The sequence below is a fragment of the Actinomycetospora sp. TBRC 11914 genome (genome assembly GCF_012933465.1).
GTDB lineage: Bacteria > Actinomycetota > Actinomycetes > Mycobacteriales > Pseudonocardiaceae > Actinomycetospora.
On sequence record NZ_JABBND010000001.1, the window covers coordinates 1,013,668 to 1,036,877 of the forward strand.

Below are 23,210 nucleotides of genomic sequence, written 5' to 3' on the forward strand. Positions count from 1 at the left end.
GAGGTCCTTCGTCGCGAGAATCATTACAAGCGAGAATGATTGACGCACGAGCATTGTCCGTCAAGGAGTACCGTCCTCGTCGTGGACGATCGACCGACCGGGGCCGCCTTCCTGCTCACCCAGCTCGGCACCCACGCCGCCCGCCGCTTCGGCGAGCGGGTGGCCGCCGTGGACCTCACGCCGCCGCAGGCCGGTCTGGTCCGCGCGGTCGCCCGGGAGCCGGGGCGCAGCCAGCAGGCCCTCGCGGAGCGGCTGGGCACCCCGGCGACCCGGCTGGTCGCCCTGGTGGACGCGCTGGAGGAGCGCGGTGTGCTGGAGCGGCGCCGCAACCCCGACGACCGCCGGCTCTACGCGGTGCACCTGACGCCCGACGGCGAGGCGCTGCGCGACGACCTCGGGCGCCTCGCCGCGGCCCACGAGGACGCGCTGCTCGCGGCGCTCGACCCCGCGGAGCGGCGCACGCTCGCCGACCTGCTGGGCCGCGTCGCCGCCGCCGAGGGCCTCACCCCCGGCGTGCACCCGGGCTACCGTGACCTCCCGGCCGACCGTGGATCCCAGGGAGCTCCGCCGTGCGGGACATGACGATCTTCTCCGGCTCGGCCCACCCGGAGCTCGCGGCCGCGATCTGCCGACAGCTCGAGGTGCCGTTGTCGCCCTCGCGGCTGACCCGCTTCACCAACGACTGCCTCGAGGTGCAGCTGCAGGCGAACTGCCGCGAGCGGGACGTGTTCCTCGTCCAGCCCCTGGTACCGCCCGTGCAGGAGCACCTCGTCGAGCTGCTCCTCATGGTCGATGCAGCGCGAGGCGCCTCGGCGGCGCGGATCACCGTCGTCATGCCGCACTACGCCTACGCGCGCTCCGACAAGAAGGACGCCCCGAGGATCTCGATCGGCGGCCGGCTGGTCGCGGACCAGATCGTCGCAGCCGGGGCGGACCGCGTCCTGGCGATGACGCTGCACTCCCCGCAGGTCCACGGCTTCTTCTCGGTGCCGGCCGACCACCTGCACGCCCTCTACGAGCTCGCGGGCCACCTGCGCGCGATCGACCTCTCCAACGCGGTGGTCATGTCGCCCGACCTCGGCAACGCCAAGGAGGCGAGCTCGTTCGCCCGCATCCTCGGGCGCCCCGGGCGGCCGCTGCCGGTGGCGGCGGCGGCCAAGCAGCGGATGCCCGACGACAAGGTGGAGATCTCCTCGATCATCGGCGACGTCGAGGGCAAGGACGTGATCGTGCTCGACGACGAGATCGCCCGCGGGTCGACGATCATCGAGCTGCTCGACCGGCTGCGCGACCGCGACGTCGCCTCGGTGCGGGTCGCCTGCACCCACGGACTGTTCACCGAGGGTGCCCTCGACCGGATCGCCGAGCGCGACGACGTCACCGCGATCTTCTGCACCGACACGGTGCCGCTGCCCAGCGCGTACACCACCGACAAGCTGACGATCGTGTCGGTCGCGCCCGCGCTGGCCGAGGCGATGCGGCGGATCCACAACGGCGAGTCGGTGAGCGTCCTGTTCGACCCCATAGGTGCGCCGGCCAGCTCGTGAGCACAAAGTGTCGCTATAGCGACCTTCAGTGCTCACGAGGCCGGAGGCCACCTGTCAGGCGAGCAGCGCCCGCGTCCCGACGCGCGTGACCTCCTCGACCAGCTCCCGCCGCCCGAGGGGCACGCCGCCCGCGAGCCAGCGGGTCACCAGGTGGGTCGTGCCGGCCACCACGAGGACCGCGGCGGTGCGCAGCCGCTCGCGGTCGCGCGGGTCCACCCGCAGCACCTCGTCGAGCACCAGGTCGGCGAAGACGTCGACCGCGGCGTCGCGCCGGGCGGCCAGCCGCCGGTTGCCCGGCGACTCGGCGTAGAGGCGGGCGATCCGCGGGTCGGCGTCGAGGGTCGCGACGAAGACCTCGACCGCCGTGGCCGCGCGCGTCCGCTCGTCACCGCCGTGGCCGCGCAGCGCGGCCACCATCGCGGCGTGCAGCCGGCCGTAGACGGCGTCGGCGACGGCGTCGAGGGCCGCGTCGCGGTCGGCGAACGTCTCGTAGAAGTACCGCTTGGTCAGCCCGGCCCGCGCGCACACCGCGTCGACGGTGACGCCCACGACGCCGACCTCACCGACCACGTCGAGCCCGGCCTCGAGCAGCCGGGCGCGGCGGACCGCACGGCGCTCCTCGGCGCTCGCCCCGCGGTAGGTCCGGACGGCGGGTGGCACCTCTCCATGGTGGCACGGATCTCGGGCGCCACCAGCGGATCACCGCCGCGCCCCCGGGTGTGCCCCGCGAGCGCGTTTCGCGGAGAGGATCAGGAATGCGCCTTGTGATAGGCCTCGCTGACCTCGGAGGGGATGCGGCCGCGCTCCGAGACCGTCATCCCCTGCTTGCGTGCCCATTCCCGGATCGCCTGGTTCTGCTCGCGGTCGACCGACGCCCGCCCGCCGCCGCGGCGGGGCGTGGGCCCGGGCGCGGCGGCCGCGCGCGACGACGAGCGCCGCCGGCCGGAGAGCCGGCGGGCGTTCGCGATGTAGTCGGCGAGGGAGTCACGCAGCTTTCCGGCGTTCGCGTCCGAGAGGTCGATCTCGTAGGTCGCTCCGTCGATGCCGAACTCGACCGTCTCGTCGGCCTCGGACTCGTCCAGGTCGTCCACGAGGGACACGACGACTTTCTGCGCCACGCAGCGATTCCTTCCACGACCCCCGTGTGCTCCGGGATCACGACCGCACCCGTCGTCGTCCCCGGAAATGGTTCGCGGCGGAGCGTAATTGCGCGTCCCGCGCCGTGTCGACCCGGGTGGGGTCACCCGCCGGAATCGTGCGTCACACCCGACCCCGACGGGTCCCGCGTGCCGTCAGTCCGGTACCGACGAGGCGTCCGGCACGACGACGGCGAACATGTCCTGCAGGGCCGCGAGGCTCGCGGACTGCAGGGACGCCGCCGGCACGGGCCCGTCCGGGCTCGGCAGCGAACGGGTGGCGGTGGCGCCCGCGACGACCGTGGGCGCGAAACCCAGGTTGAAGGCGCTGCGGGCCGTGGAGTTCACGCACATGTGCGTCATGAATCCCGCGAGGACGAGATTCGTGACCCCGGCCGCGCGCAGCTGGTCCTCGAGGTCGGTCTGCACGAACGAGCTGGGGAAGTTCTTGACGATCCGGAGCTCGCCCGGCTTCGGGGCGACCGCGTCGACGATCTCGCCGATCTCGGCGTGCGTGTCGTAGGGCGTCCCCGGCCCGGCCTCGTGCTGGACGTGCACGATCGTGCTGCCGGCGGCACGGGCGCGCTCGAGCAGCTGGGCGGCCTGCTCGATCGCGGGCTCGACGTTCTCCAGCGCCATGACGCCCTGGGTGTAGGTGTTCTGCAGGTCGATCATCACCAGCGCGGAACCGGTCAGGGGAGCGGGCTCGCCGGGCATGCCGGTCAGTTCGCGCAGGGTCGGGCTCGGGGTGGTCATGCGTTCTCCTCGTCGAGATCGGTGGACGTCGGACCGTGACACACCGAAGGGCACCCCCGGACCGTCGAGACGGTCGGGGATGCCCTTCGGTGCGGGAGCTGCCGGAGGCTCACCGCTCCTCGAGGGCCCGCCATTCGTCGTCGGTGAACAGCCGCGAGCGGATGATGAACCGGACGCCCTCGGGCGCCTCGACCGAGAACCCGCTGCCGCGTCCCTTGACGACGTCGACGGTGAGGTGGGTGTGCTTCCAGTACTCGAACTGCGAGGCCGACATGTAGAAGCCGATCGGCTTCTCCAGCCCCTCGACCCTCAGGTCACCGAGGTGCACGTCCTGCCCGCCGATCTTGAAGTCCCCGTCCGGGTAGCACATCGGGGCGCTGCCGTCGCAGCACCCACCGGACTGGTGGAACATCAGCGGGCCGTGGACGTCGGTGAGCGAGACCAGGAGCTCGGCGGCCTGCGGGGACAGGGCGACCCGTTCGGTCGTGCCGGAGCCCGGCACCTCGGGCACTTCGTCGGTGACAGCCGTCGAGGTGGATATCGGAGTACTGGTGCTGATCTCGGTCATCCTGTCCCCTCCTGCCGAGCCTCTCTTCCGACCGCGTCGATCAGAAGAAGCCGAGCGCGTTCTGCGAGTAGCTGACCAGCAGGTTCTTGGTCTGCTGGTAGTGGTCGAGCATCATCTTGTGGTTCTCGCGACCGATGCCCGACTGCTTGTACCCGCCGAACGCGGCGTGCGCCGGGTACGCGTGGTAGTTGTTGACCCACACGCGACCGGCCTGGATGTCGCGGCCGGCGCGGTAGGCGGTGTTCGTGTCGCGCGACCACACGCCGGCACCCAGCCCGTAGAGGGTGTCGTTCGCGATGCCGATGGCGTCGTCGTAGTCGTCGAACCTCGTCACCGACACGACCGGGCCGAAGATCTCCTCCTGGAAGATCCGCATCTTGTTGTTGCCCTCGAACACGGTCGGCCGGACGTAGTAGCCGCCCGAGAGGTCGCCGCCGAGGTCGGCCTTCTCGCCACCGGTGAGGATCTTCGCGCCCTCCTGGCGACCGATGTCGATGTAGGACAGGATCTTCTCGAACTGGTCGTTCGAGGCCTGCGCGCCGACCTGGGTGTCGGTGTCCAGCGGGTTGCCCTGCTTGATCTGGTCGACCCGCTTGACGCCCTGCTCGAGGAAGTCCTGGTAGATGCCGCCCTGGATGAGCGCCCGCGACGGGCAGGTGCAGACCTCGCCCTGGTTGAGCGCGAACATCGCGAAGCCCTCGAGGGCCTTGTCGTAGAACGCGTCCTGCTGCGCCGAGACGTCGTCGAAGAAGACGTTCGGGCTCTTGCCGCCCAGCTCGAGGGTGACCGGGATGAGGTTCTCCGAGGCGTACTGGGAGATCAGGCGCCCGGTCGTGGTCTCACCGGTGAAGGCGATCTTGCGGATGCGCGGCGAGGACGCGAGCGGCTTGCCCGCCTCGACACCGAAGCCGTTGACCACGTTGAGCACGCCGGCCGGGATCAGGTCCGCGACCAGGTCGAGCAGCACGTGGATCGAGGCCGGGGTCTGCTCGGCCGGCTTGAGGACCACCGCGTTGCCCGCGGCGAGCGCCGGGGCCAGCTTCCAGATCGCCATGAGGATCGGGAAGTTCCACGGGATGATCTGGCCGACCACGCCCAGCGGCTCGTGGAAGTGGTACGCGACCGTGTCCTCGTCGATCTGCGAGAGCGCGCCCTCCTGGGCGCGGATGCCGCTCGCGAAGTAGCGCAGGTGGTCCACGGCCAAGGGGATGTCGGCGGCCAGCGTCTCGCGGACGGCCTTGCCGTTCTCCCAGCTCTCCGCCACCGCGATCTGCTCGAGGTTCGCCTCGATGCGGTCGGCCATCTTGTTCAGCATCCCGGCGCGCTCGGCGACGGAGGTCTTGCCCCACGCCTTGGCGGCACCCTCGGCCGCGTCGAGCGCCCGCTCGACGTCGTCGGCGGTGCCCCGGGCGACCTCGGTGAAGGTCTGGCCGGTGATCGGCGTCGGGTTCTCGAAGTACTGCCCCTTGGCCGGGGCGACGTACTCGCCGCCGATGAAGTGGTCGTACCGGCTCTTGAAGCTGACGACGGAGCCATCGGTCCCCGGGGGCGCGTAGACGGCCATCCTCGGTCCTCCCCACTCGTGAGGGCGACGCGGGGATCCGCGCCGCCGATGTGACGCACGCCGTGCGCCCACCTGTGACGCAGGACGCTACGAATGCGGGGGTTGCACCGACGTTGCAACGCGTGCGCGGAGCCGGAGCCGGGTCCACTGCCGTAGATGCGGGCCGGGGACCGACCGACTGGAGGGTTGCCCACCGTCGAAGAAGCGGGTCACGATGGGGTTCGGCACGACTCCACGGGGTGGTGGATGACGAGAAGTCCCGCCGGTACCGGAGCCGACGCGCTGATCTGGGGAGATCCGCTCGAGCGCGCGGCCGTGCTCGCGCGTGTGCGCGACGCGGTGCTCGCCGGCGGACACGGCGAGGTCGAGCTGCGCGAGGTGGTGTCCGATTCGTGGCGGCGCTCGCTCGCCGCGCACGTCGACCCCGACCACGGCGCCCCCGCCCACGTCTTCGACGACCGCGAGCTCGACGAGCTGCGCGAGTCCCACCCGCTGGCACCCGTGCTGCCGATGCTGCGCACCACGCTGCTCGAGATCGCCGACGAGGCGATGCACGTCATGATCGTCACCGACGCGTCGGGGCACATCCTCTGGCGGGAGGGCGCCGCGGGGATGCTGCACATCGCCGACGACCTCGAGCTCGCCGAGGGCTACCGCTGGAGCGAGGACTCCGCGGGCACCAACGCCATGGGCACCACCCTCGCGTCGGGCTCCCCCGTGCAGATCCACTCGTCGGAGCACCTCGTCGCGCAGTACCACCGCTTCACCTGCGCGGCGGCCCCGATCCGCGACCCCGACTCCGGCGAGGCGGTCGGCGCCGTCGACCTCACCGGCCCCGTCCGGACCTTCCACCCGAGCACCCTCGCGCTGGTGTCGGCGGCCGCGAAGCTGGCCGAGAACCACCTCGCCACCCGCCAGGCGATCCGCGACGAGCGGCTCCGGACGAAGAACCTGCCGCACCTGACCGGGCTCGGCGAGGCGCCCGGGGCGCTGCTCAGCCCGGCCGGCCGGGTGCTCGCCGCGACCCCCCACGGCTGGATCGACGACCGGGTGGAGCTGCCCGGCGCCGGCGACCGGATCGTGCTCGGCGAGCACGGCGAGGGCGTCCTCGAGCCGCTGGCCGAGGGCTGGCTGCTGCGGCTCGAGCGGACCTCGTCGGTGCGCCACCGCGCGACGCTGGCGCTGCCCTTCCTCGGCGCCCCCCGGCCCGTCGCCCGCCTCGACGGGCGCCCGCTGCGGCTCGGCGCGCGCCACGCCGAGCTGCTGGCACTGCTCGCGATGCACCCGGAGGGGCTGACCGCCGACGCGCTCGCCCAGGAGCTCTACGGCGACCGCGGCAACCCCGTCACCGTCCGCGCCGAGATGCACCGGCTGCGCGGGCTGCTCGAGAGCGCGCCGAACGGCGCCGGGGTCGTGCGCACCGGCCCCTACCGGCTCGGGGCGCGGGTGGACGCGGACTTCCTCGCGCTGCGCGACGCGGTGCGCGCCGGCCGGATGCCCGACACCGAGCTGATCGGCCGCGGCGCGCTGCTGCCCACCTCGGACGCCCCGGGGATCCGCGCCCTGCGCGACGAGCTCGACGTCGGCGTCCGGTCCGCGGTGCTGCGTCGCGGCGACACCGCCGCGCTGTGGGCGCTCGCGCGGACGCCGTCGGGACGCCAGGACGCCGAGGTGGTCGAGCGGCTGCGCCACGTCCTGCCGGTCAGCGACCCGCGGCACGCGGAGTTGGGTGCCGATGGCTCGTGAGCACGAAGTGTCGCATACCGGCACTTTCTGCTCACGAGCGCTTGCGCACCTGGCGGCGATCCTCCCGCGCCCGCGCCGCCGCCCGGACCCGCAGGAACACCGTGCGCAGGCCCTGGAGCGCGAGGTCGGGGACCTGGTGCGTCACCGTCGCGCACTCCGGCGCCACGACCGGCGCGAGGCCCCCGGACGCCACGACGGCGACCGGCGCCCGGCCGCCCGCGTCCTTCGCGGCGATCTCCGCGGACAGCCGGGTGACGAGGCCGTCGACCATCGCCGCCGCGCCGAGCACCAGCCCCGCCTGCATGCTCTCCACCGTCGAGCGGCCCAGCGCCGACCGCGGCGCCACGAGCTCGACCGGCCGCAGCCCGGCGGCCCGCAGCGCGAGCGCCTCGGCCGAGACCGCCACGCCCGCGGCGATCGCGCCGCCGAGGAACTCCCCGGACGCCGAGACCGCGTCCACCGTCGTCGAGGTCCCGAACACCACGACGACGCACGGCCCGCCGACCTGCTCGTGGGCCGCGAGGGCCTGCACGACGCGGTCGGCGCCGACCTCCTTGGGGTTGTCCACCAGCAGCGGCACCCCGGTGCGCACCCCCGGTTCGACGAGCACGTGCTCCACGCCCGCGAAGTGCTTGTCGAGCATCCCCCGCAGCTCCCGCAGCAGCGCGGGCACCGTCGAGAGCGCCGCCACCCCGTCGACCTCGGCGAGCAGCGGGCCGAGCATGCCCCGCACCGTCAGGGCGAGCTCGTCGGCGGTGGCGCGCCGCTCGGTGCGCACGCGGGCGGTCCAGCGCGCCTGCGGCCGGTCGGCCGCCTCGCCGTCGGGGTTCGGGTAGAGCGCGAGCGCGGTCTGGGTGTTGCCGACGTCGATGCAGAGCAGCACCCGGCCCGGTCCCTAGTTCAGCGCGGCCCGCGCCCGGGTCCCGGGCACCAGCAGCGAGGACGCCGGCGCGTCGTCGGGGACGCGGGCGGGGTCGGCGGACTCGTCGAGCACCTGGTTGCGCTCGTCGACGAACACGACCCGCGGCCGGTACTCGCGCGCCTCGGCGTCCTCCATCTGCCCGTAGGCGATGAGGATGACGAGGTCGCCGGGGTGCACCAGGTGCGCGGCCGCACCGTTGATGCCGATGACACCCGACCCGGCGTCGCCCTCGATCACGTAGGTCTCGAGGCGGGCGCCGTTGGTGACGTCGACGATCGTCACCTGCTCGCCGGGCAGCAGGTCGGCCGCGGCCATGAGGTCCGTGTCCACCGTGACCGAGCCGACGTAGTGCAGGTCGGCGTCCGTCACCGTCGCCCGGTGGATCTTCGACTTCAGCATCGTGCGCAGCATCAGGAGCTCCTCACCACGGTGACGTCGGCGTTGTCGATCAGGTGGGTCGAGCCGGCCCGGGCAGCGATCAGCAGCCGCGCGGGGCCGGCGTCGGGCGCGGGACCGAGGTCACGGTCGCGCAGCTCGACGTAGTCGACGTCGAGGGCGGGCTCGGCGTCGAGGACCGCGCGGGCGGCCGGCACGACGGCGGCCGCGCCCTGCTCGCCCGCGTACCGGCCCGCCGCGAGGGCGGCGGAGATCGCGACGGCGGCGCGGCGGGCGTCGGCGTCGAGGTAGGCGTTGCGGGAGGAGAGGGCGAGGCCGTCCTGCTCGCGGACGGTGGGGACGCCGACCACGTGCACGTCGATGTCGAGGTCGCGCACCATCCGGCGGATCAGCGTGAGCTGCTGGTAGTCCTTCTCGCCGAAGAACGCGACGTCGGGGGCGACGATCGCGAACAGCTTGTTGACCACCGTGAGCATCCCGGCGAAGTGCCCGGGCCGGACCGCGCCCTCGAGCTCGGCGCCCAGCGGGCCGGGGTCGATCGTGGTGCTGAAGCCCGGCGGGTACATGGCCTCGACGTCGGGGGCGAACACCAGCTCGACGCCCTCCTCGCGGCACATCTCGAGGTCGGCCTCGAAGGCGCGCGGGTAGCGGTCGAAGTCCTCGTGCGGACCGAACTGGCGCGGGTTCACGAAGATCGACACGACGGTCGTCGACCCCGGGATCGCGCGGGCGCGGCGCATCAGCTCGCGGTGCCCGTCGTGCAGGGCGCCCATGGTCGGCACGAGCGTGACCCGGCGGCCGCCGCCCCGGAGCGCCTTGGTCACCCGGCGCAGCGAGTTCGGGTCGGAGTGGACGGTCAGGTCGTCGCGGGTGAAGCGGGGCCTGCGCCCCAGCACGTCGTGGGTGCGCAGGCTGGACGGGCGGGTCACGGGGTGTGCCTCTCGAGGGCGTGGGCGATGTTCTGCGAGTCCTCGGGCCCGATGAGCCCGCCGTCGAGGGCGCGCTCGGCGGTGCGGCGGGCGAGGGCCCGGTAGAGCTCGGCCGACGCGGGAGCACGCCGGTCGAGGTGCCGCAGATGGGTCTCGACGGTGCCCGCGTCGCCCCGCACGACCGGTCCGGTCAGGGCGCGGTCGCCGTGGCGCAGGGCGTTGTCGAGGGCCGCGGACAGCAGTGGGGCGAGCACCCGCTCGGCCGGCTCGATGCCCGCGCCGGTGAGGAGGTCCGCGGCCTCGCGGACCAGCGTGACCAGGTGGTTCGCGCCGTGGGCGAGCGCCGCGTGGTAGAGCGGGCGCAGCTCCTCGGGGATGCGCACCGGCTCCGCGCCGATCTCGACGACGAGCGCCTCGCCCACCAGCCACGCCGCCTCGGCGTCCTCGGTGCCGGCCTCCCCGGCCGTCACCCCCACGCACGCGCCGGCGAGCCGGGTGACGTCCTCGGCGCGGCCGGTGACGGTCATGGCGGGGTGCAGGGCGATCGGGAGGACGTCGTGCTCCGCGGCGGGGGCGAGCACGCCGACGCCGTGGGCGCCGCAGGTGTGGACGAGGATCTGGCCCGGCCGCAGGCAGCCCGACGCCGCCAGCCCACGGACCAGCCCGGGCAGGACGTCGTCGGGCACGGCGAGCAGCGCGAGGTCGGCGCGGCGCACCACCTCGTCGGGCGGGAGGATCTCCGCGCCCGGCAGGAGCGACTCGGCGCGCTGCCGGGAGGCGCGGGAGACGGCGGAGGCGGCGACGACCGTGTGCCCGGCGCCGGCGAGCGCGGCACCCATGACGGCGCCGACCCGACCTGCCGAGACCACCCCGACGTCGAGGCGGGCGGGCCGGGGCGCGGCCGGTACCGGCCCGGCGTCCTTGCCGGAGGCGCTCACGCGGACACCCCTCATCACGGTCGTCGTTCCCGTCCCGCGGTCGCGCGGGTACCGGACGATGCGACCGCGAGGGTAGACGCGCGGTGACCCGGACACGGCGTCCGGGTGATCGGCTTCACGCGGCGCGCCCAAGGCGCGCCCGGCGAGGGGTACGGCACGCATCCCGGGCGGGCGTCCGCCCTGCCCAGCGTGCCCGTGATCACGGGCGGGCGGCCCTACCGGCCGTCGGGCCGGCCGTGGCGCGGGCCGCCGGGGGGCTGCTGTCCCGGGTAGGGCTGCGGTGGGGCACCGAACGGGGGTCCCGACGGCGGGTGGGGCCCACCGGGCACCGGCCCCGACGGCGGCCCCGGGGCGTAGCCGGGCCGGGGCGGCACGGGTCCGGAGGGCATGGGGCCGGAAGGCATGGGGCCGGAGGGCATGGGACCGGCATGCATGGGTCCCGACGGCGGGCCCGGCGGCGGGCCTCCGTGCTGGGGCACCCCGGGCGCGGTGACCGCGGCGAGCCGGGTCCGGCGGACGTTGTCGAGCAGCTCGTCGTGCCACTCGGGCTTCGGGGGGATCGCCCCGCGGTCGGCGCGGGCCCGCAGGAAGGCGAGCTCGGACACGGCGTGCTGGTAGTGCACGACGGCCTCGGCGGCCGGCTTGCCCGCGGTGCGTCGGACGGCGGTGCGCCAGCGTCGTCGGCCGGCCATGCTCCCGAGCAGCGGCACCTCGCTCTCGGCGATCCAGCCGGCCGCGGCGAAGCCCGGCATCTGGGCGGCGAGGACGTCGCGCTCCCGGCGTCGCTGCCAGAGCACCAGCCCGAGGATCGCGACGAACAACGGCAGCATGATCAGGATGTAGACGCCGAAGAACCCGGGGCCGAGCTGGGTCGCCGAGTTCCACAGCGCGTGCAGGATCACCGCGAGGACATAGCCGAGGAGGATCGCCACGGCGCCGACCGCGCGGGAGCGCACGGTGGCCGCGATCCCGACCCCGATCCCCGTCATCGACGTGAACAGCGGGTGCGCGAACGGCGAGAGCAGGCCGCGCAGGATGAAGGTGGCGACGATCCCCGCCGTCGGGGTCGCGCCCGCCTCGGTGAAGGCCCGCCCGAAGTAGATGATGTTCTCGGTGAAGGCGAACCCGGCGCCGACGAAGCCCGCGTAGACGATGCCGTCGACGATCCCGTCGAACTCGCGGCGCCGCAGGAGCAGCAGGCCCACGAGGAACGCGCCCTTGACGAACTCCTCGACCAGCGGCGCGGAGACGACGGCGCCGACCAGGTCACCCTGCCCCTGACCGAGCAGCAGCTCGGCCGCGATCACCGCGCTCGAGTTGATCACGAGCGCGACGAGGGCCGCCAGGCCCGCGCCCCAGAGGAACGCGGTGAGCAGCAGCCGCGGCGGCTCCGGCTCCCACCGGTCGATCCAGGCGAAGGCGAGGAGCACCGGACCGACGGGCAGCATCGCGCAGAGCGCCCCGACGATCACGCCGCCCGCGCCGATCTCGGTGCTCGCGAGCCCGATCGCCGCGAGCGCGCACACCCCCAGGACGATGAGCCCGAGGACGGGCCAGACGAGCGTGCGCCGCTGGTGGGGCGCCAGCCGTACCGGGGTGGCGATCACCCTGCCGCAGGGTAGTGCCGGACACCTCGCACGGCCGGACGGGGGACGTCAGCGGGGCCGGGGCCGCTCCCCGGTGACGTGTCCCGGGCCGTGTCGATGCCACGACGGCGGAGGGGTCGGCGGCGCCACCGGCGCCCACCGCTCGGACCCGGCGACCGCCCGCAGCCGCGGCGGTGCGGACGCGGCCTCGGCCCGCTCGAGGTGAGACCGGAGCCGTTCCAGCTCGCCGCGCAGTCCGGCGATCTCCTCCGCCGTCTCCGCGGCGACCTCGCGGCGCACCGCCCGCTCGACGGTGAGCTCGTGCTCGCGCCGCGCGTCCACCTCGGCGGCGAGCTCGAGCTCGTAGGTGCGCCGCAGCGCCTCCTCGCGCTCGGCCGAGCCACCCGCACGGGCACCGCGCCGCACGAGCGCGGCCACCGCCAGCAACGCCGCCCACAGGGCCGCGACGACGCCCAGGCGCAGCAGCCGGCCGTCCTCGCCCACCACGACGACGACCGCCGCGATCACCCCGAGCAGGCCGGTGAGCGTCAGGAGCAGCCGGACGACCGGGTCGACGCGGCGCGCCACCTGCGACGACGGGCGGGGCCCTCGGCGTCCGGACCGTCCGTCCGGAGCGGCGACCCCGTCGGCGGCTGCCATGCACGCAGCGTACCGACGGCGATCATCCGGTCACCGCCCGGTGGTCTCCTCAGCGGTCCGGGTCGGGCGTGGTGTCCTGGTCGTCGGGGGTGCGGCAGCACCACTCGAGGGCCAGCGCGGCCCCGACGAGCACCGCCGACCCGAGGATCCCGACGACCGACGCCACCGTGTCGGACGCCGCCGCGGCCACCTGAGCGCGCCGCGGCAGCACGTAGGCGAGCACTCCGCACCACGCCCCGCCGACCAGCGCCCCGGCCAGGGCCGAGGCCTTCGCGAGCGCGACGGCCCGCGCGGTGGCCAGGGCGTCGACCGGGCGCGCCCCGGGACGGCGGCGGATGCGGCGGTACAGGACCACCGCGATCCCCGCCTCCACGACCCCGAGGACCAGGAAGGTGACCCCGGCGGGGGTGGGCAGCGGCGGGAGCGCGCCGTAGAAGGCGCCGAGCAGGAGGTTGACGACGAGGCCCGCCGCGACCGCGAGCACGAGCAGCACCGACGGGCTGGTCCGCGTCGTCACGTCGCGGGCCCCGTCGCCACCACGCCGTCCCGCTCCGCCGCCGGCAGCGCGGCGAGCAGCTCGGCGACCGTCCCGCGGCCCGGGACCTCGGTGTCCGGCTCGATCTCCGCCCACGGCACGAGGACGAAGGCGCGCTCCGCCAGCCGGGGGTGCGGCAGCAGCAGGTCGGGATCGTCGCTGGTCAGCGGCGTGCCGGCGTCCTCGACGGTGAGCACGTCGACGTCGAGGGTGCGCGGCCCCCAGCGCACCGCCGCGCCCGAGCGGTCCCGCCCCCGGGCCTGCTCGGCCTGCTGCGCCCGGTCGAGCCAGTCACGGGGGCCGGCCGCCGGGTCGTCGACGGCGACGACGAGGTTGAGGAACTCGTCCTGCGCGACCCCGCCCCACGGCGCGGTGGCGTAGGTCCCGGACACGGTCGTGGTCCAGGGGGCGAGGACGTCGAGCGCGTGGCGCAGGTGGGCCTCGCGGTCCCCGACGTTGGAGCCCAGCGAGAGCACGGCCCGGGTCACGCGCGGGTCCGCGTGAGGTGCACCGCCACGTCGTCGAACGGCCGGGCGATCGGGGCCTGCGGCTTGTGCAGGACCACCTCGACGCCGGCCACCCGCGGGTCGTCGAGCACGACCGCGGCGACGTCGGCGGCCACGGCCTCGATGAGCGAGCGCGGCGGCCCGGCGACGACGGCGGCCGCGGCCTCGGCGAGCGCGCCGTAGTCGACGGTGTCGGCGAGGTCGTCGCTGACGCCCGCCGCGGCGAGGTCGGTCCAGACGACGAGGTCGAGCACGAAGTCCTGGCCGTCGCGACGCTCGTGCTCGAACACCCCGTGGTGCCCGCGCACCCGCAGGCCCCGCAGCTCGATGCGGTCGCCCGGGTCCGCGGGGAGGTCCGGACCACTCACGGGTCGGTCCTCGCCCGGGAGGTCCCCCAGTGCCAGGCGGCGGCGACGGCGACGGCGTCGAGCGACGCCGCGACCTCGTGCACCCGGACGCCCCAGGCCCCGGAGTTCGCCGCGAGCGCCGTGACCGCCGCGGTGGCGTGCTCACGGCCGTCGGGACGGCGCGGCGTCCCCTCGTCGTCGGCGAGCAGCGCCCCCAGGAACCGCTTGCGGGACGCGCCGATGAGCACCGGGAAGCCGAGCGAGGCGAAGACGTCGATCTTGCGGAGCAGCTGCCAGTTGTGGGCGGCGGTCTTGGCGAACCCCAGCCCCGGGTCGAGCACGAGCAGCCCCGGGTCGACCCCGGCGAGCACCGCCCGGTCGACCTGCTCGACGAGCTCGGCCCGCACCTCCCCGACGACGTCCTCGTAGCTCGCCAGCTGCGCCATGTGCCGGGACGGACCCCGCCAGTGCATCAGCACCCAGCCGACCCCGGCCTCCGCGACCACCCGCGCCATGAGCGGGTCGGCGAGGCCGCCGGACACGTCGTTGACCAGCTCCGCGCCCGCCTCGATCGCGGACGCCGCGACCTCCGCGCGGGTGGTGTCGACGCTGACCCGGACCCCGGCGGAGACCAGGTCGGACACCACCGGGACCACCCGCGCCGCCTCGGTCGCGGCGTCGACCCGCCCGGCTCCGGGACGGGTGGACTCGCCGCCGACGTCGACGTAGGTGGCTCCGCGCACCGACATCGCCACGCCGTGGGCGACGGCGTCGTCGCGGTCGAGCCAGCGGCCGCCGTCGGAGAACGAGTCCGGGGTGACGTTGAGGACGCCCATCACCAGGCAGTGGTCGGGGCGCGGCAGCCGCCGGCGGGCGGCCGGTCCCGGCCCGGGGGACCCGGAGGCGGGCGGCTCGGGGGCGGACACCACGCTCAGCCGCCCCGGATGAGCCCGAGGGCCTCGGCGCGGGTGCTCGCCGACGACTTGAGGATGCCGCGCACCGCCGACGTCGTCGTCCGCGAGCCGGGCTTGCGCACGCCGCGGGCCGACATGCACTGGTGCTCGGCGTCGATCACGACGATCACGCCGCGGGCGTCGAGCGCCCGGTCGAGCGCGTCGGCGACCTGGGTGGTCAGACGCTCCTGCACCTGCGGGCGCCGGGCGTACAGGTCGACGAGCCGGGCGAGCTTCGACAGCCCCGTCACCCGACCGTCCGGCCCGGGGAGGTACGCCACGTGCGCCACCCCGTGGAAGGGCAGCAGGTGGTGCTCGCACATCGAGAACATCGGGATGTCCCGGACGAGCACGAGCTCGTCGTGATTCTCCGAGAACGTGCGCTGGAGCACCTCGTCCGGGTCGGCGCCCAGGCCCGCGAACAGCTCGCGGTAGGCCCGGGCGACGCGGGCCGGCGTGTCGTGCAACCCCTCGCGGTCCGGGTCCTCCCCGATGCCGATGAGAATCTCGCGCACGGCGGCCTCGATGCGCGGGGCATCGAAGTTCGGCACGGTGCCCGCATCGGGTTCGTGCCCGTTGTGCCGGTCCGCGGGCACGACCATGTCCTCGCTGGTCGTCACGTCTGGATCACCCCGGTGCTCTGCTGCGGGAACGGGGCTGGACCGCCGGCGGCCACGGGCCTCCGGGGAGGGTGGCCGCCGTTGGTCAGCTCTCCGATCGGCCGTCGGGGCGACGACCGTCCGGGTCACCGTACGGGTTCGGCGCGCCGTCGCCAGGTGACGTGAACGACCCACCGCTGGGCTGCTCGCCGTCGGGAGCGCTGCGCCGTCCGGAGGGCTGGCCGTCCTCCGGAGCCGCGTGCTGCCCGCCCGAGGAGCCCCAGGGAGCCGGCCCGGAGCCGTACTGCCCGGACTGACCCGACCCGCCCGAGCCGTACTGCCCCGACTGGCCCGAGCCGTGCTGGCCGTAGGGCCGCGAGCCCGACTCCCACGAGGTGCCCCGCGGCGTCGTCGCCGGGGTCCACCCGGGGGGCGCGCCGTAGTTCGGCGGGACCGACGACGGCGGCTGCGAGGAGTTCCCCGTCCGGTACACGTCGGGGATGCCCCAGCCGCCCGCGCCGCGGCCCGACTGGTCGCCGCCCTGGCGTGACTGGTCCGACCCCCCGGCGGCGGGCGTCCCGACCGGGGGCGTGTTCGGCGCACCCCAGCCCGACGGAGCGCCGTTCTGCGTCGAGCCGTTCTGCGCCGGGCCGGCCTGCGTGCTGCCGTTCTGTCCGGCGTGCCCATTGCTGGCACCGACGCGGGCCGGCTGGCGCTCGTCCTCCGGCGGCCACGGCTCGCCGCGCTCCGTCGCGATCTCCCGGCGCGTCTTGATCGGCGGCCGGTCGGACGGCGTGCGCTCCCCGAAGTCGTTGAACGCGGTGATGCGCGGGCGCTTGGTGACCGACGCGAACAGCCGCTCGAGGTCCTTGCGCTGCAGCGTCTCGTGCTCGATGAGCTCCGCGGTCAGCGAGTCGAGCGCGTCGCGGTGGGTGTTGAGGATCTCCCACGCCTCGGTGTGCGCCGCCTCGATGAGCTTGCGCACCTCCTCGTCGATCTCGTGGGCGACCTCGAGCGAGTAGTCCGACTGCTTGCCCGCGGTGCGGCCGAGGAAGGGCTCGCCCTGCTCCTGGCCGTACTTCACCGCGCCGAGCTTCGCGCTCATCCCGTACTCGGTGACCATCGCCCGGGCGATCTTGGTGGCCTGCTCGATGTCGGAGGAGGCACCCGTGGTCGGCTCGTGGAACACCAGCTCCTCGGCCGAGCGCCCACCCATCGCGAACACCAGGCGCGCGATCATCTCGGAGCGGGTCATCAGCTCCTTGTCGTCCTCGGGGACGACGAGGGCGTGCCCGCCGGTGCGACCGCGCGGCAGGATCGTCACCTTGTAGACCGGCTCGATGTCGGGCATCGCCCAGGCGGCCAGCGCGTGGCCGGCCTCGTGGTAGGCGGCGACCTTCTTCTCCTGCTCGGAGATGATCCGGCTCTTGCGCGCCGGACCGCCGATCACGCGGTCGACCGACTCCTCGAGCGCGGCCCCGGTGATCTGCTGCTGGTTGAGCCGCGCGGTGAGCAGCGCGGCCTCGTTGATGACGTTCGCGAGGTCGGCGCCGGAGAAGCCGACGGTGCGCTTGGCCAGGCCGTCGAGGTCGACGTCGGGCGCGAACGGCTTGCCCTTGGCGTGCACCTCGAGGATGGCGCGCCGGCCGGCGAGGTCGGGCGCCGCGACCGGGATCTGCCGGTCGAAGCGGCCGGGCCGCAGCAGCGCCGGGTCGAGGATGTCGGGGCGGTTCGTCGCGGCGATGAGGATGATCCCGCCGCGGGCGTCGAACCCGTCCATCTCGACGAGCAGCTGGTTCAGCGTCTGCTCGCGCTCGTCGTGCCCGCCGCCCATGCCGGCGCCGCGGTGGCGACCGACGGCGTCGATCTCGTCGACGAACACGATGCAGGGCGAGTTCTGCTTTGCCTGCTCGAACAGGTCACGGACGCGGGAGGCGCCGACGCCGACGAACATCTCGACGAAGTCCGACCCGGAGATCGTGTAGAAGGGCACCCCGGCCTCTCCGGCGACGGCGCGGGCCAGCAGCGTCTTGCCGGTGCCGGGCGGGCCGTAGAGCAGCACGCCCTTGGGGATCTTCGCGCCGAGCGCCTGGTAGCGCGTCGGGTTCTGGAGGAAGTCCTTGATCTCGTAGAGCTCCTCGACGGCCTCGTTCGCGCCCGCGACGTCGGCGAAGGTCGTCTTCGGCATGTCCTTGTTGAGCTGCTTGGCCTTGGACTTGCCGAACGAGAGCACGCGGTTGCCGCCGCCCTGGGCGTTCATCAGCCAGAACAGCATCACCAGCACGAGGGCCAGCGGGATCAGGTAGATCAGCATCTGGCCGAGCAGGGACTCCTGGGTCACCTGCGTGTCGAACCCGTCGCGCGCGGGGTTCTGCCTGAGCTCGGAGAAGATCTGGCCGCCGGCCGCGGCCGGGTACTGCGCATAGATCTGGTTGGTGCGGACGGGCGCACCACTGGTGCCGTCCGCGGGCGGCACGTCCACGGGGTTGACCAGCGTCATCCGCAGACGCTGCTCCTTGTCCTCCACCGTGACGTCGGCGACGTTGCGCGCGTCGACCTGTTGGAGGGCCAGGGACGTGGACGCCTGCGTGTAACCGCGCGTGTCGCTGAACAGCGACGACACGGCCAGGTAGACGACGAAGAGCACCACGATCCAGATCAGCGGATTGCGGAGCAGGCGCTTGCGGTCCATGCGGTGGCGGCCGGTCCGGCCTCGACCCTCCCCGGGTTTGCTGCTGCCGTCTCAACTCCCGGACCGGGGCCCGCCACGCCGGCGCCGTCGACGACGACGTCCGCGCGGTGCCTGCCCGCCCGGGCTGCTTTCCAGGGAAGCCCTGATCTGCTCAATGTACCCCGCAGGTCCGACACCCGGCCGCCCGCGGCGGGCGCGCCGGGCCCGCCGCGCCGTCCGCCCGCGGCGAACGGGCGCGGGCCGGCGCGGACCGGCACCACCGTTCGCCGACGGCTCAGCGGCGACGGCGGGCGGTGCCGAACATCCCGCGGGTGATCTCCTGCGTCGCCTCGCGGGCCACCGTCCGGACGATCTGCTTGAACAGCGAGCTCTGCATCGCCTTCTCGAACATGCCCGGGCCCTCGTCCTGCTCCGGCGGCGGGGCCTGGGGCGGGGCGGGCTGGGGCGGCTGGTCGGCGGGCACCGGCTCGGCGGGGGTCTCCGGCGCCTGGTTCGCGCCGGTGCGCGCAGCGAGCCGTTCGTAGGCCGACTCGCGGTCGATCGTCTCGCCGTACCGGGCCCACAGCGGCGAGGCCTTCGCCGACTCCGTCACCGCCTGCTCGCCGATCGCGCCCATGAGCGAGCGGGGCGCCCGCAGCCGGGTCCAGGCGACCGGGGTCGGCGCGCCGCGCTCGGAGAGCACGGTGACGATCGCCTCGCCGATGCCGAGCGACGTCAGCGCCGTCTCGATGTCGTAGACCTTCGACTTCGGGTAGGTCCGCGCGGTCCGCGTCAGGGCCTTCTGGTCGTCGGGGGTGAAGGCGCGCAGCGCGTGCTGCACCCGGGCGCCGAGCTGGGAGAGCACGTCGTTGGGGATGTCGGTCGGCAGCTGCGTGCAGAAGAAGACGCCGACGCCCTTGGAGCGGATGAGCTTCACCGTCTGCTCGATGCGCTCCAGGAACGCCTTGGACGCGTCGGCGAAGAGCAGGTGCGCCTCGTCGAAGAAGAAGACGAGCTTGGGCTTGTCGATGTCGCCGGCCTCGGGGAGGTCCTCGAAGAGCTCGGCGAGCAGCCACATGAGGAACGTCGAGAACAGCGTCGGGTCGGCCTGCTGGTCGGCGAGCTCCAGGAGCGTGACGACGCCCTTGCCCTCCTCGACGGTGAGCAGGTCGGCCGGGTCGAACTCCGGCTCGCCGAAGAACTCGTCGCCGCCGCGCGCCTCGAGGTTCACCAGTGCGCGCAGGATGACGCCCGCCGTCGCCGTCGAGACCCCGCCGATCCCCTTGAGCTCCGCCTTGCCCTCGTCGGAGAGCAGGTGCTGGATCACCGAGCGGAGGTCCTTGGTGTCCAGGAGGGCGAGGCCCTGCTGGTCGGCCCAGTGGAAGATCAGTCCGAGGGTGGACTCCTGGGTGGCGTTGAGGCCCAGGACCTTCGACAGCAGGATCGGACCGAACGCGGTGATCGTCGCCCGCACCGGGACGCCGATCCCCTTCGCCCCGAGGGAGAGGAAGCGGACCGGGAACGCCGTCGGCGCCCAGTCGTCACCGGTCTCCTGGGCGCGCTTCGTGGTCCGGTCGCTCGTCTCCCCGGGCCGGGCGAGCCCGGACAGGTCGCCCTTGACGTCGGCCAGCAGCACCGGGACGCCCGCCGCCGAGCACTGCTCGGCCAGGTTCTGCAGCGTCTTGGTCTTGCCGGTGCCGGTGGCGCCCGCGACGAGGCCGTGGCGGTTCAGGGTCGCGAAGGGGATCCGGACGCGGGCCGACGCGTCGGCCGCGTCGTCGACGACGACCGCGCCGAGCTCGAGCGCGGCCCCCTCGGTGGCGTACCCGGCGGCGATCTCGGCGGCAGCGTTCTCGCTCACGGGGCGGGAGACTAGCGGGTCGGGCGCGACCGGTCTGCGGTGTCGCGGGGCCGGGGTGTCGGCGCCCTCCGGCGTCGTCGACGAGGGGGACACGGCGCATCCCGGACCGGCCCCGCGGCTGCCCCCCGTGCCCCTCGCCCGGGCGGCCCTCCCGACGCCCGAGCCGTCCGCGGGATCAGGAGCACACCACGCATCCCGGGCCGCCCCCGCGGCTGCCCCACCTGCCCCTCGACGGGGCGCCCACAAGATCAGGGAGTCACGGCACGGCGGACGGAGATCCGTTCGGCGCGCACCGGCTCCCTCGCCGTCGTCGACCCGGCCCCGGATGTCAGCGGTGGCCCACCGCTGACATTCCGCGCCCGGACCTACCGCGCCGGCAGGTCCACCCGCGTCGCGAGCGTCTCGCCGCGCTGGTCCCGCTCGCCGGTGATGGTCACCTGGGTCCCGACGACGAGTGCCGCGTTCCCGTTCGCGGCCGGCGTGGCCACCACCGTGCCCGGGGTCGTCTGCAGAGCGGTCTGCGTGCCGTCCGCTGCCCGCACGGTGACCACGGGCGAGCCGCCGGGCGGGGTGTCGACGGACTGGATGACGCCGATGGTGGGCGGCACGGAGCCGGGACCGGTCGCCGGGGCGGTCGCACGCCCGATCAGCAGACCGGCACCCAGGAACACGATCGCGCCGAGCACGAACAGCAGGATCCGGGTGGACCGGGCCATGCCGGGCCGGTTCAGGCGCTCGCGGACGTCCGTGTCGTCCATGGGGCGGTCGAGCACCTCGGCGGAGGTGGGCGGCGGGCCCGACGCCCGAGTGGGGTCCTCGTCCCACCCCCGGGCGGGGCCGCCGCCGCTGCCGACGGTGTCAGGGCCGAACGCGGGCTGCGGGCTGGGCCGCCGGATCGGGCCGGTGTCGGAGGAGTCCTCCCGCCCGGAGCCCGCGTGCCCGTCCGACCACGACGTCCGTGTGGTCTCGGCGGTGGACGTCGATTCGGTCCGGGCCTCGTCCTCGTCCGCCATCACGATTCCTCCTGGTGTGGGGCTGCGGGGCTATTCACGGCGCAGTGCCTCGATGGGGCGGAGCCGCGACGCGCGGCGCGCGGGATATCCGCCGAAGAACACGCCGATGCCGATCGAGACGACGACGGCGATGACGACGGCCGTGGGCACGATGATCGCGCGGAAACCGCCGGGCAACGGAATCCACGTGAGCGCGATCCCGATGCCGACCCCGATCAGCCCGGCGAGCGCGGACAGGATGACCGACTCGATCAGGAACTGCGCCAGGATCGCCGACGGGGGCGCGCCGAGGGCCTTGCGGATCCCGATCTCGCGGGTCCGCTCGGTGACCGAGACCAGCATGATGTTGGTGATCCCGATGCCGCCGACCAGCAGCGAGATCCCGGCGATCCCGGCCAGCAGGAGCGACAGCGTCGACAGGGTCGAGTTCAGGACCTGGGCGATCTGCGCCGAGCTGATCAGCTGGTAGTCGCGGTCGTTGGGGTCGGTGATGTTGTGGCGCCGGTCGAGGATCGAGTAGATCTCGGATTCGGCAGCGGTCTGCACCGCCGAGGAGCGGGCGCCCACGTCGATCTGGTTGAGGTTGCCGTAGCCGGTCAATGTGCTCTGCACCGTCGAGATCGGGGCGAGCACGTTGGAATCGGCGTTGGAGAACCCGCCGCCCTGCCCCTTGCTCTGGAGCACCCCGACGACCTGGAACGGGGAGTCGTTGATCAGCACCGTCCGCCCGACCGGATCGACCCCCGCGCCGAAGACGTCACTGGCGACGGTGCTGCCCAGCACCGCCACCGGACGCCCGTCGTCGACCTCGGCCTGGGTGTATGCCCGGCCGGACGCCACCGTGCTGTTGGAGCTGGGGAAGTACTCCGGGGTGCTGCCGATGACGGTGTCGGTCTCGGAGTTCGCCCCCGAGGTCACCGTCGCCGACGACTGCACCACGGGGGCGACGTAGGCCACGTCCGGCGCGCCCTGCGGGTCGGCCAGCGCCGTCGCGTCCGCGGAGGTCAGCGGCCGCGACGAGGCGCCCGCAGCGGCTCCCGCCGTCCCCGAGGGGGCGCGGGCGGCCACGGTCACGCTGCTCGCGCCGAGGCCGGTGATCTGGTTGGAGATGTACTGCGAGGCACCGTTGCCCAGGGCGGTCAGGATGATCACCGCGGTGATGCCGATGATGATCCCCAGCATCGTCAGCAACGAGCGCAGCCGGTTGGCCAGCAGCGCGCGCACCGCGAAGCGCAGGATCTCCAGGCTGCTCACGAACGCACCCCATTGCGTTCCGAGAGCCGGCCGTCGGAGACGACGACCACGCGGTCGGCGCGCTCGGCGACCTCGTCGTCGTGCGTGATGAGCACGATCGTGCGGCCGGTGGAGTGCAGCCCGTCGAACAGGTTCAGCACGTCCGCGGTGGACTCGGTGTCGAGGTTGCCGGTCGGCTCGTCGGCCAGCAGCAGCGCCGGGCTCGTCACCAGGGCCCGGGCCACCGCGACGCGCTGCTGTTGACCACCGGAGAGCTGGTTGGGTCGGTGATCGGACCGCCCCGCCAGCCCGACGAGATCCAGCGCGGCCTCGGTGCGCTGGCGACGGTCGCGACGGGAGACGCCCGCGTAGACCATCGGCAGCTCGACGTTCGCGAACGCCGTCGTCCGCGGGATCAGGTTGAAGGACTGGAAGATGAAGCCGATCTGCCGGTTGCGCAGCACTGACTGCTGCTGTTCGTCGAGGTCGGCGACGTCGAGCCCGTCGAGCAGGTAGCGGCCCGAGGTCGGCGCGTCGAGGCAGCCCAGGATGTTGAGCAGCGTCGACTTCCCCGACCCCGACTGCCCGACGACCGCGACGTACTCGCCACGCCGCACGACCAGGTTGACCTCGCGCAGCGCGTGCACCGCGGTGTCGCCCTCGCCGTAGACCTTCGACATCGCGCGGACGTCGAGGACCGGGACGTCGGCCTCGTCGGGCCGTCTCGGGATGGTGCGGGTCATC

The 23,210-nt window shown here is 74.0% G+C and carries 24 protein-coding genes; 3 read left to right on the top strand and 21 right to left on the bottom strand.

The features are described from left to right. Positions 1–81: 81 nt before the first annotated feature. Positions 82–582, top strand: coding sequence for a MarR family transcriptional regulator (locus HH311_RS04815; RefSeq protein ID WP_169182352.1), 501 nt, complete (start codon positions 82–84; stop codon positions 580–582). Continuing rightward, a complete protein-coding gene (locus tag HH311_RS04820; protein ID WP_211189706.1) occupies positions 579–1,547 on the top strand; it encodes a ribose-phosphate pyrophosphokinase in 969 nt (322 codons plus the stop codon). Before HH311_RS04815 ends, HH311_RS04820 begins: the two co-directional genes overlap by 4 nt. A gap of 54 nt (positions 1,548–1,601) precedes the next feature. On the opposite strand, the gene HH311_RS04825 is transcribed toward HH311_RS04820, so the two are convergent. The 5 genes from HH311_RS04825 to HH311_RS04845 all read right to left on the bottom strand — a co-directional run bounded on the left by HH311_RS04825 (position 1,602) and on the right by HH311_RS04845 (position 5,571). After that, entirely contained in the window at positions 1,602–2,207 is a 606-nt protein-coding gene (locus HH311_RS04825) for a TetR family transcriptional regulator (protein WP_169182354.1), read from the bottom strand. A gap of 89 nt (positions 2,208–2,296) precedes the next feature. After that, on the bottom strand, positions 2,297–2,665 hold the full coding sequence (locus HH311_RS04830) for an Lsr2 family protein (RefSeq protein WP_169182355.1): 369 nt from the start codon (positions 2,663–2,665) through the stop codon (positions 2,297–2,299). Between the two features lie 174 nt (positions 2,666–2,839). Continuing rightward, positions 2,840–3,439 carry a cysteine hydrolase family protein gene (locus tag HH311_RS04835; protein ID WP_169182356.1) on the bottom strand — a complete coding sequence of 200 codons (600 nt, stop codon included), beginning with the start codon at positions 3,437–3,439 and terminating at the stop codon, positions 2,840–2,842. A 109-nt stretch (positions 3,440–3,548) separates the two neighbouring features. After that, positions 3,549–4,007: a DUF779 domain-containing protein gene (locus tag HH311_RS04840; protein ID WP_248292008.1), complete on the bottom strand. Its 459-nt coding sequence runs from the start codon at positions 4,005–4,007 to the stop codon at positions 3,549–3,551. A 40-nt stretch (positions 4,008–4,047) separates the two neighbouring features. Beyond that, a complete protein-coding gene (locus HH311_RS04845; protein WP_169182357.1) occupies positions 4,048–5,571 on the bottom strand; it encodes an aldehyde dehydrogenase family protein in 1,524 nt (507 codons plus the stop codon). A 246-nt stretch (positions 5,572–5,817) separates the two neighbouring features. Here HH311_RS04845 and HH311_RS04850 point away from each other — a divergent pair, with 246 nt between their 5' ends. Beyond that, the gene (locus tag HH311_RS04850) at positions 5,818–7,317 is read left to right on the top strand and encodes a helix-turn-helix domain-containing protein (protein ID WP_169182358.1); all 1,500 of its coding nucleotides are present in this window, start codon (positions 5,818–5,820) and stop codon (positions 7,315–7,317) included. Between the two features lie 31 nt (positions 7,318–7,348). On the opposite strand, the gene HH311_RS04855 is transcribed toward HH311_RS04850, so the two are convergent. The 16 genes from HH311_RS04855 to HH311_RS04930 form a co-directional block, all read right to left on the bottom strand. After that, positions 7,349–8,200, bottom strand: a complete 852-nt coding sequence (locus HH311_RS04855) for a type III pantothenate kinase (protein WP_169182359.1) — start codon at positions 8,198–8,200, stop codon at positions 7,349–7,351. A 12-nt stretch (positions 8,201–8,212) separates the two neighbouring features. Continuing rightward, positions 8,213–8,650, bottom strand: a complete 438-nt coding sequence (panD, locus tag HH311_RS04860) for an aspartate 1-decarboxylase (protein WP_169182360.1) — start codon at positions 8,648–8,650, stop codon at positions 8,213–8,215. After that, positions 8,650–9,564 carry a pantoate--beta-alanine ligase gene (gene panC, locus HH311_RS04865; RefSeq protein ID WP_312029949.1) on the bottom strand — a complete coding sequence of 305 codons (915 nt, stop codon included), beginning with the start codon at positions 9,562–9,564 and terminating at the stop codon, positions 8,650–8,652. Before panC ends, panD begins: the two co-directional genes overlap by 1 nt. After that, on the bottom strand, positions 9,561–10,502 hold the full coding sequence (locus HH311_RS04870) for a Rossmann-like and DUF2520 domain-containing protein (RefSeq protein WP_396027417.1): 942 nt from the start codon (positions 10,500–10,502) through the stop codon (positions 9,561–9,563). The genes panC and HH311_RS04870 overlap by 4 nt, the downstream gene beginning before the upstream one ends. A 215-nt stretch (positions 10,503–10,717) precedes the next feature. Beyond that, the gene (locus HH311_RS04875) at positions 10,718–12,109 is read right to left on the bottom strand and encodes a PrsW family intramembrane metalloprotease (protein WP_169182362.1); all 1,392 of its coding nucleotides are present in this window, start codon (positions 12,107–12,109) and stop codon (positions 10,718–10,720) included. 48 nt (positions 12,110–12,157) lie between these two features. Beyond that, positions 12,158–12,748, bottom strand: a complete 591-nt coding sequence (locus HH311_RS04880) for a DUF6779 domain-containing protein (RefSeq protein WP_169182363.1) — start codon at positions 12,746–12,748, stop codon at positions 12,158–12,160. A gap of 49 nt (positions 12,749–12,797) precedes the next feature. Beyond that, positions 12,798–13,265 (bottom strand): DUF3180 domain-containing protein, encoded by a 468-nt coding sequence (locus tag HH311_RS04885; RefSeq protein WP_169182364.1) that lies wholly within the window; start codon positions 13,263–13,265, stop codon positions 12,798–12,800. Then, positions 13,262–13,771, bottom strand: coding sequence for a 2-amino-4-hydroxy-6-hydroxymethyldihydropteridine diphosphokinase (folK, locus tag HH311_RS04890; protein WP_169182365.1), 510 nt, complete (start codon positions 13,769–13,771; stop codon positions 13,262–13,264). Before folK ends, HH311_RS04885 begins: the two co-directional genes overlap by 4 nt. Further along, positions 13,768–14,157: a dihydroneopterin aldolase gene (gene folB / locus HH311_RS04895; RefSeq protein ID WP_169182366.1), complete on the bottom strand. Its 390-nt coding sequence runs from the start codon at positions 14,155–14,157 to the stop codon at positions 13,768–13,770. Before folB ends, folK begins: the two co-directional genes overlap by 4 nt. After that, positions 14,154–14,972 (bottom strand): dihydropteroate synthase, encoded by an 819-nt coding sequence (gene folP / locus HH311_RS04900; RefSeq protein ID WP_169182689.1) that lies wholly within the window; start codon positions 14,970–14,972, stop codon positions 14,154–14,156. The genes folB and folP overlap by 4 nt, the downstream gene beginning before the upstream one ends. Before the next feature lie 95 nt (positions 14,973–15,067). After that, positions 15,068–15,691 carry a GTP cyclohydrolase I FolE gene (folE, locus tag HH311_RS04905; protein ID WP_169182690.1) on the bottom strand — a complete coding sequence of 208 codons (624 nt, stop codon included), beginning with the start codon at positions 15,689–15,691 and terminating at the stop codon, positions 15,068–15,070. A gap of 103 nt (positions 15,692–15,794) precedes the next feature. Continuing rightward, the gene (gene ftsH, locus HH311_RS04910; protein ID WP_169182367.1) at positions 15,795–18,380 is read right to left on the bottom strand and encodes an ATP-dependent zinc metalloprotease FtsH; all 2,586 of its coding nucleotides are present in this window, start codon (positions 18,378–18,380) and stop codon (positions 15,795–15,797) included. A 274-nt stretch (positions 18,381–18,654) separates the two neighbouring features. Beyond that, positions 18,655–20,220: a helicase HerA-like domain-containing protein gene (locus HH311_RS04915; protein WP_169182368.1), complete on the bottom strand. Its 1,566-nt coding sequence runs from the start codon at positions 20,218–20,220 to the stop codon at positions 18,655–18,657. 365 nt (positions 20,221–20,585) lie between these two features. Beyond that, on the bottom strand, positions 20,586–21,233 hold the full coding sequence (locus tag HH311_RS04920) for a hypothetical protein (protein WP_169182369.1): 648 nt from the start codon (positions 21,231–21,233) through the stop codon (positions 20,586–20,588). A gap of 30 nt (positions 21,234–21,263) precedes the next feature. Beyond that, complete coding sequence (locus HH311_RS04925) at positions 21,264–22,487, bottom strand: ABC transporter permease (protein ID WP_169182370.1); 1,224 nt, start codon at positions 22,485–22,487, stop codon at positions 21,264–21,266. Continuing rightward, positions 22,484–23,209 carry an ABC transporter ATP-binding protein gene (locus tag HH311_RS04930; protein ID WP_169182371.1) on the bottom strand — a complete coding sequence of 242 codons (726 nt, stop codon included), beginning with the start codon at positions 23,207–23,209 and terminating at the stop codon, positions 22,484–22,486. Before HH311_RS04930 ends, HH311_RS04925 begins: the two co-directional genes overlap by 4 nt. Position 23,210 lies beyond the last annotated feature (1 nt).

Bases quoted from the DNA above. Each gene is read 5' to 3' on its own strand.
- HH311_RS04820 (WP_211189706.1), top strand. From the start codon at position 579: ATGACGATCTTCTCCGGCTCGGCCCACCCGGAGCTCGCGGCCGCGATC.
- HH311_RS04835 (WP_169182356.1), bottom strand. From the start codon at position 3,439: ATGACCACCCCGAGCCCGACCCTGCGCGAACTGACCGGCATGCCCGGC.
- HH311_RS04840 (WP_248292008.1), bottom strand. From the start codon at position 4,007: ATGACCGAGATCAGCACCAGTACTCCGATATCCACCTCGACGGCTGTC.
- HH311_RS04845 (WP_169182357.1), bottom strand. From the start codon at position 5,571: ATGGCCGTCTACGCGCCCCCGGGGACCGATGGCTCCGTCGTCAGCTTC.
- HH311_RS04850 (WP_169182358.1), top strand. From the start codon at position 5,818: ATGACGAGAAGTCCCGCCGGTACCGGAGCCGACGCGCTGATCTGGGGA.
- panD (WP_169182360.1), bottom strand. From the start codon at position 8,650: ATGCTGCGCACGATGCTGAAGTCGAAGATCCACCGGGCGACGGTGACG.
- HH311_RS04880 (WP_169182363.1), bottom strand. From the start codon at position 12,748: ATGGCAGCCGCCGACGGGGTCGCCGCTCCGGACGGACGGTCCGGACGC.
- folP (WP_169182689.1), bottom strand. From the start codon at position 14,972: ATGGGCGTCCTCAACGTCACCCCGGACTCGTTCTCCGACGGCGGCCGC.
- folE (WP_169182690.1), bottom strand. From the start codon at position 15,691: ATGGTCGTGCCCGCGGACCGGCACAACGGGCACGAACCCGATGCGGGC.
- ftsH (WP_169182367.1), bottom strand. From the start codon at position 18,380: ATGGACCGCAAGCGCCTGCTCCGCAATCCGCTGATCTGGATCGTGGTG.
- HH311_RS04920 (WP_169182369.1), bottom strand. From the start codon at position 21,233: ATGGCGGACGAGGACGAGGCCCGGACCGAATCGACGTCCACCGCCGAG.
- HH311_RS04930 (WP_169182371.1), bottom strand. From the start codon at position 23,209: ATGACCCGCACCATCCCGAGACGGCCCGACGAGGCCGACGTCCCGGTC.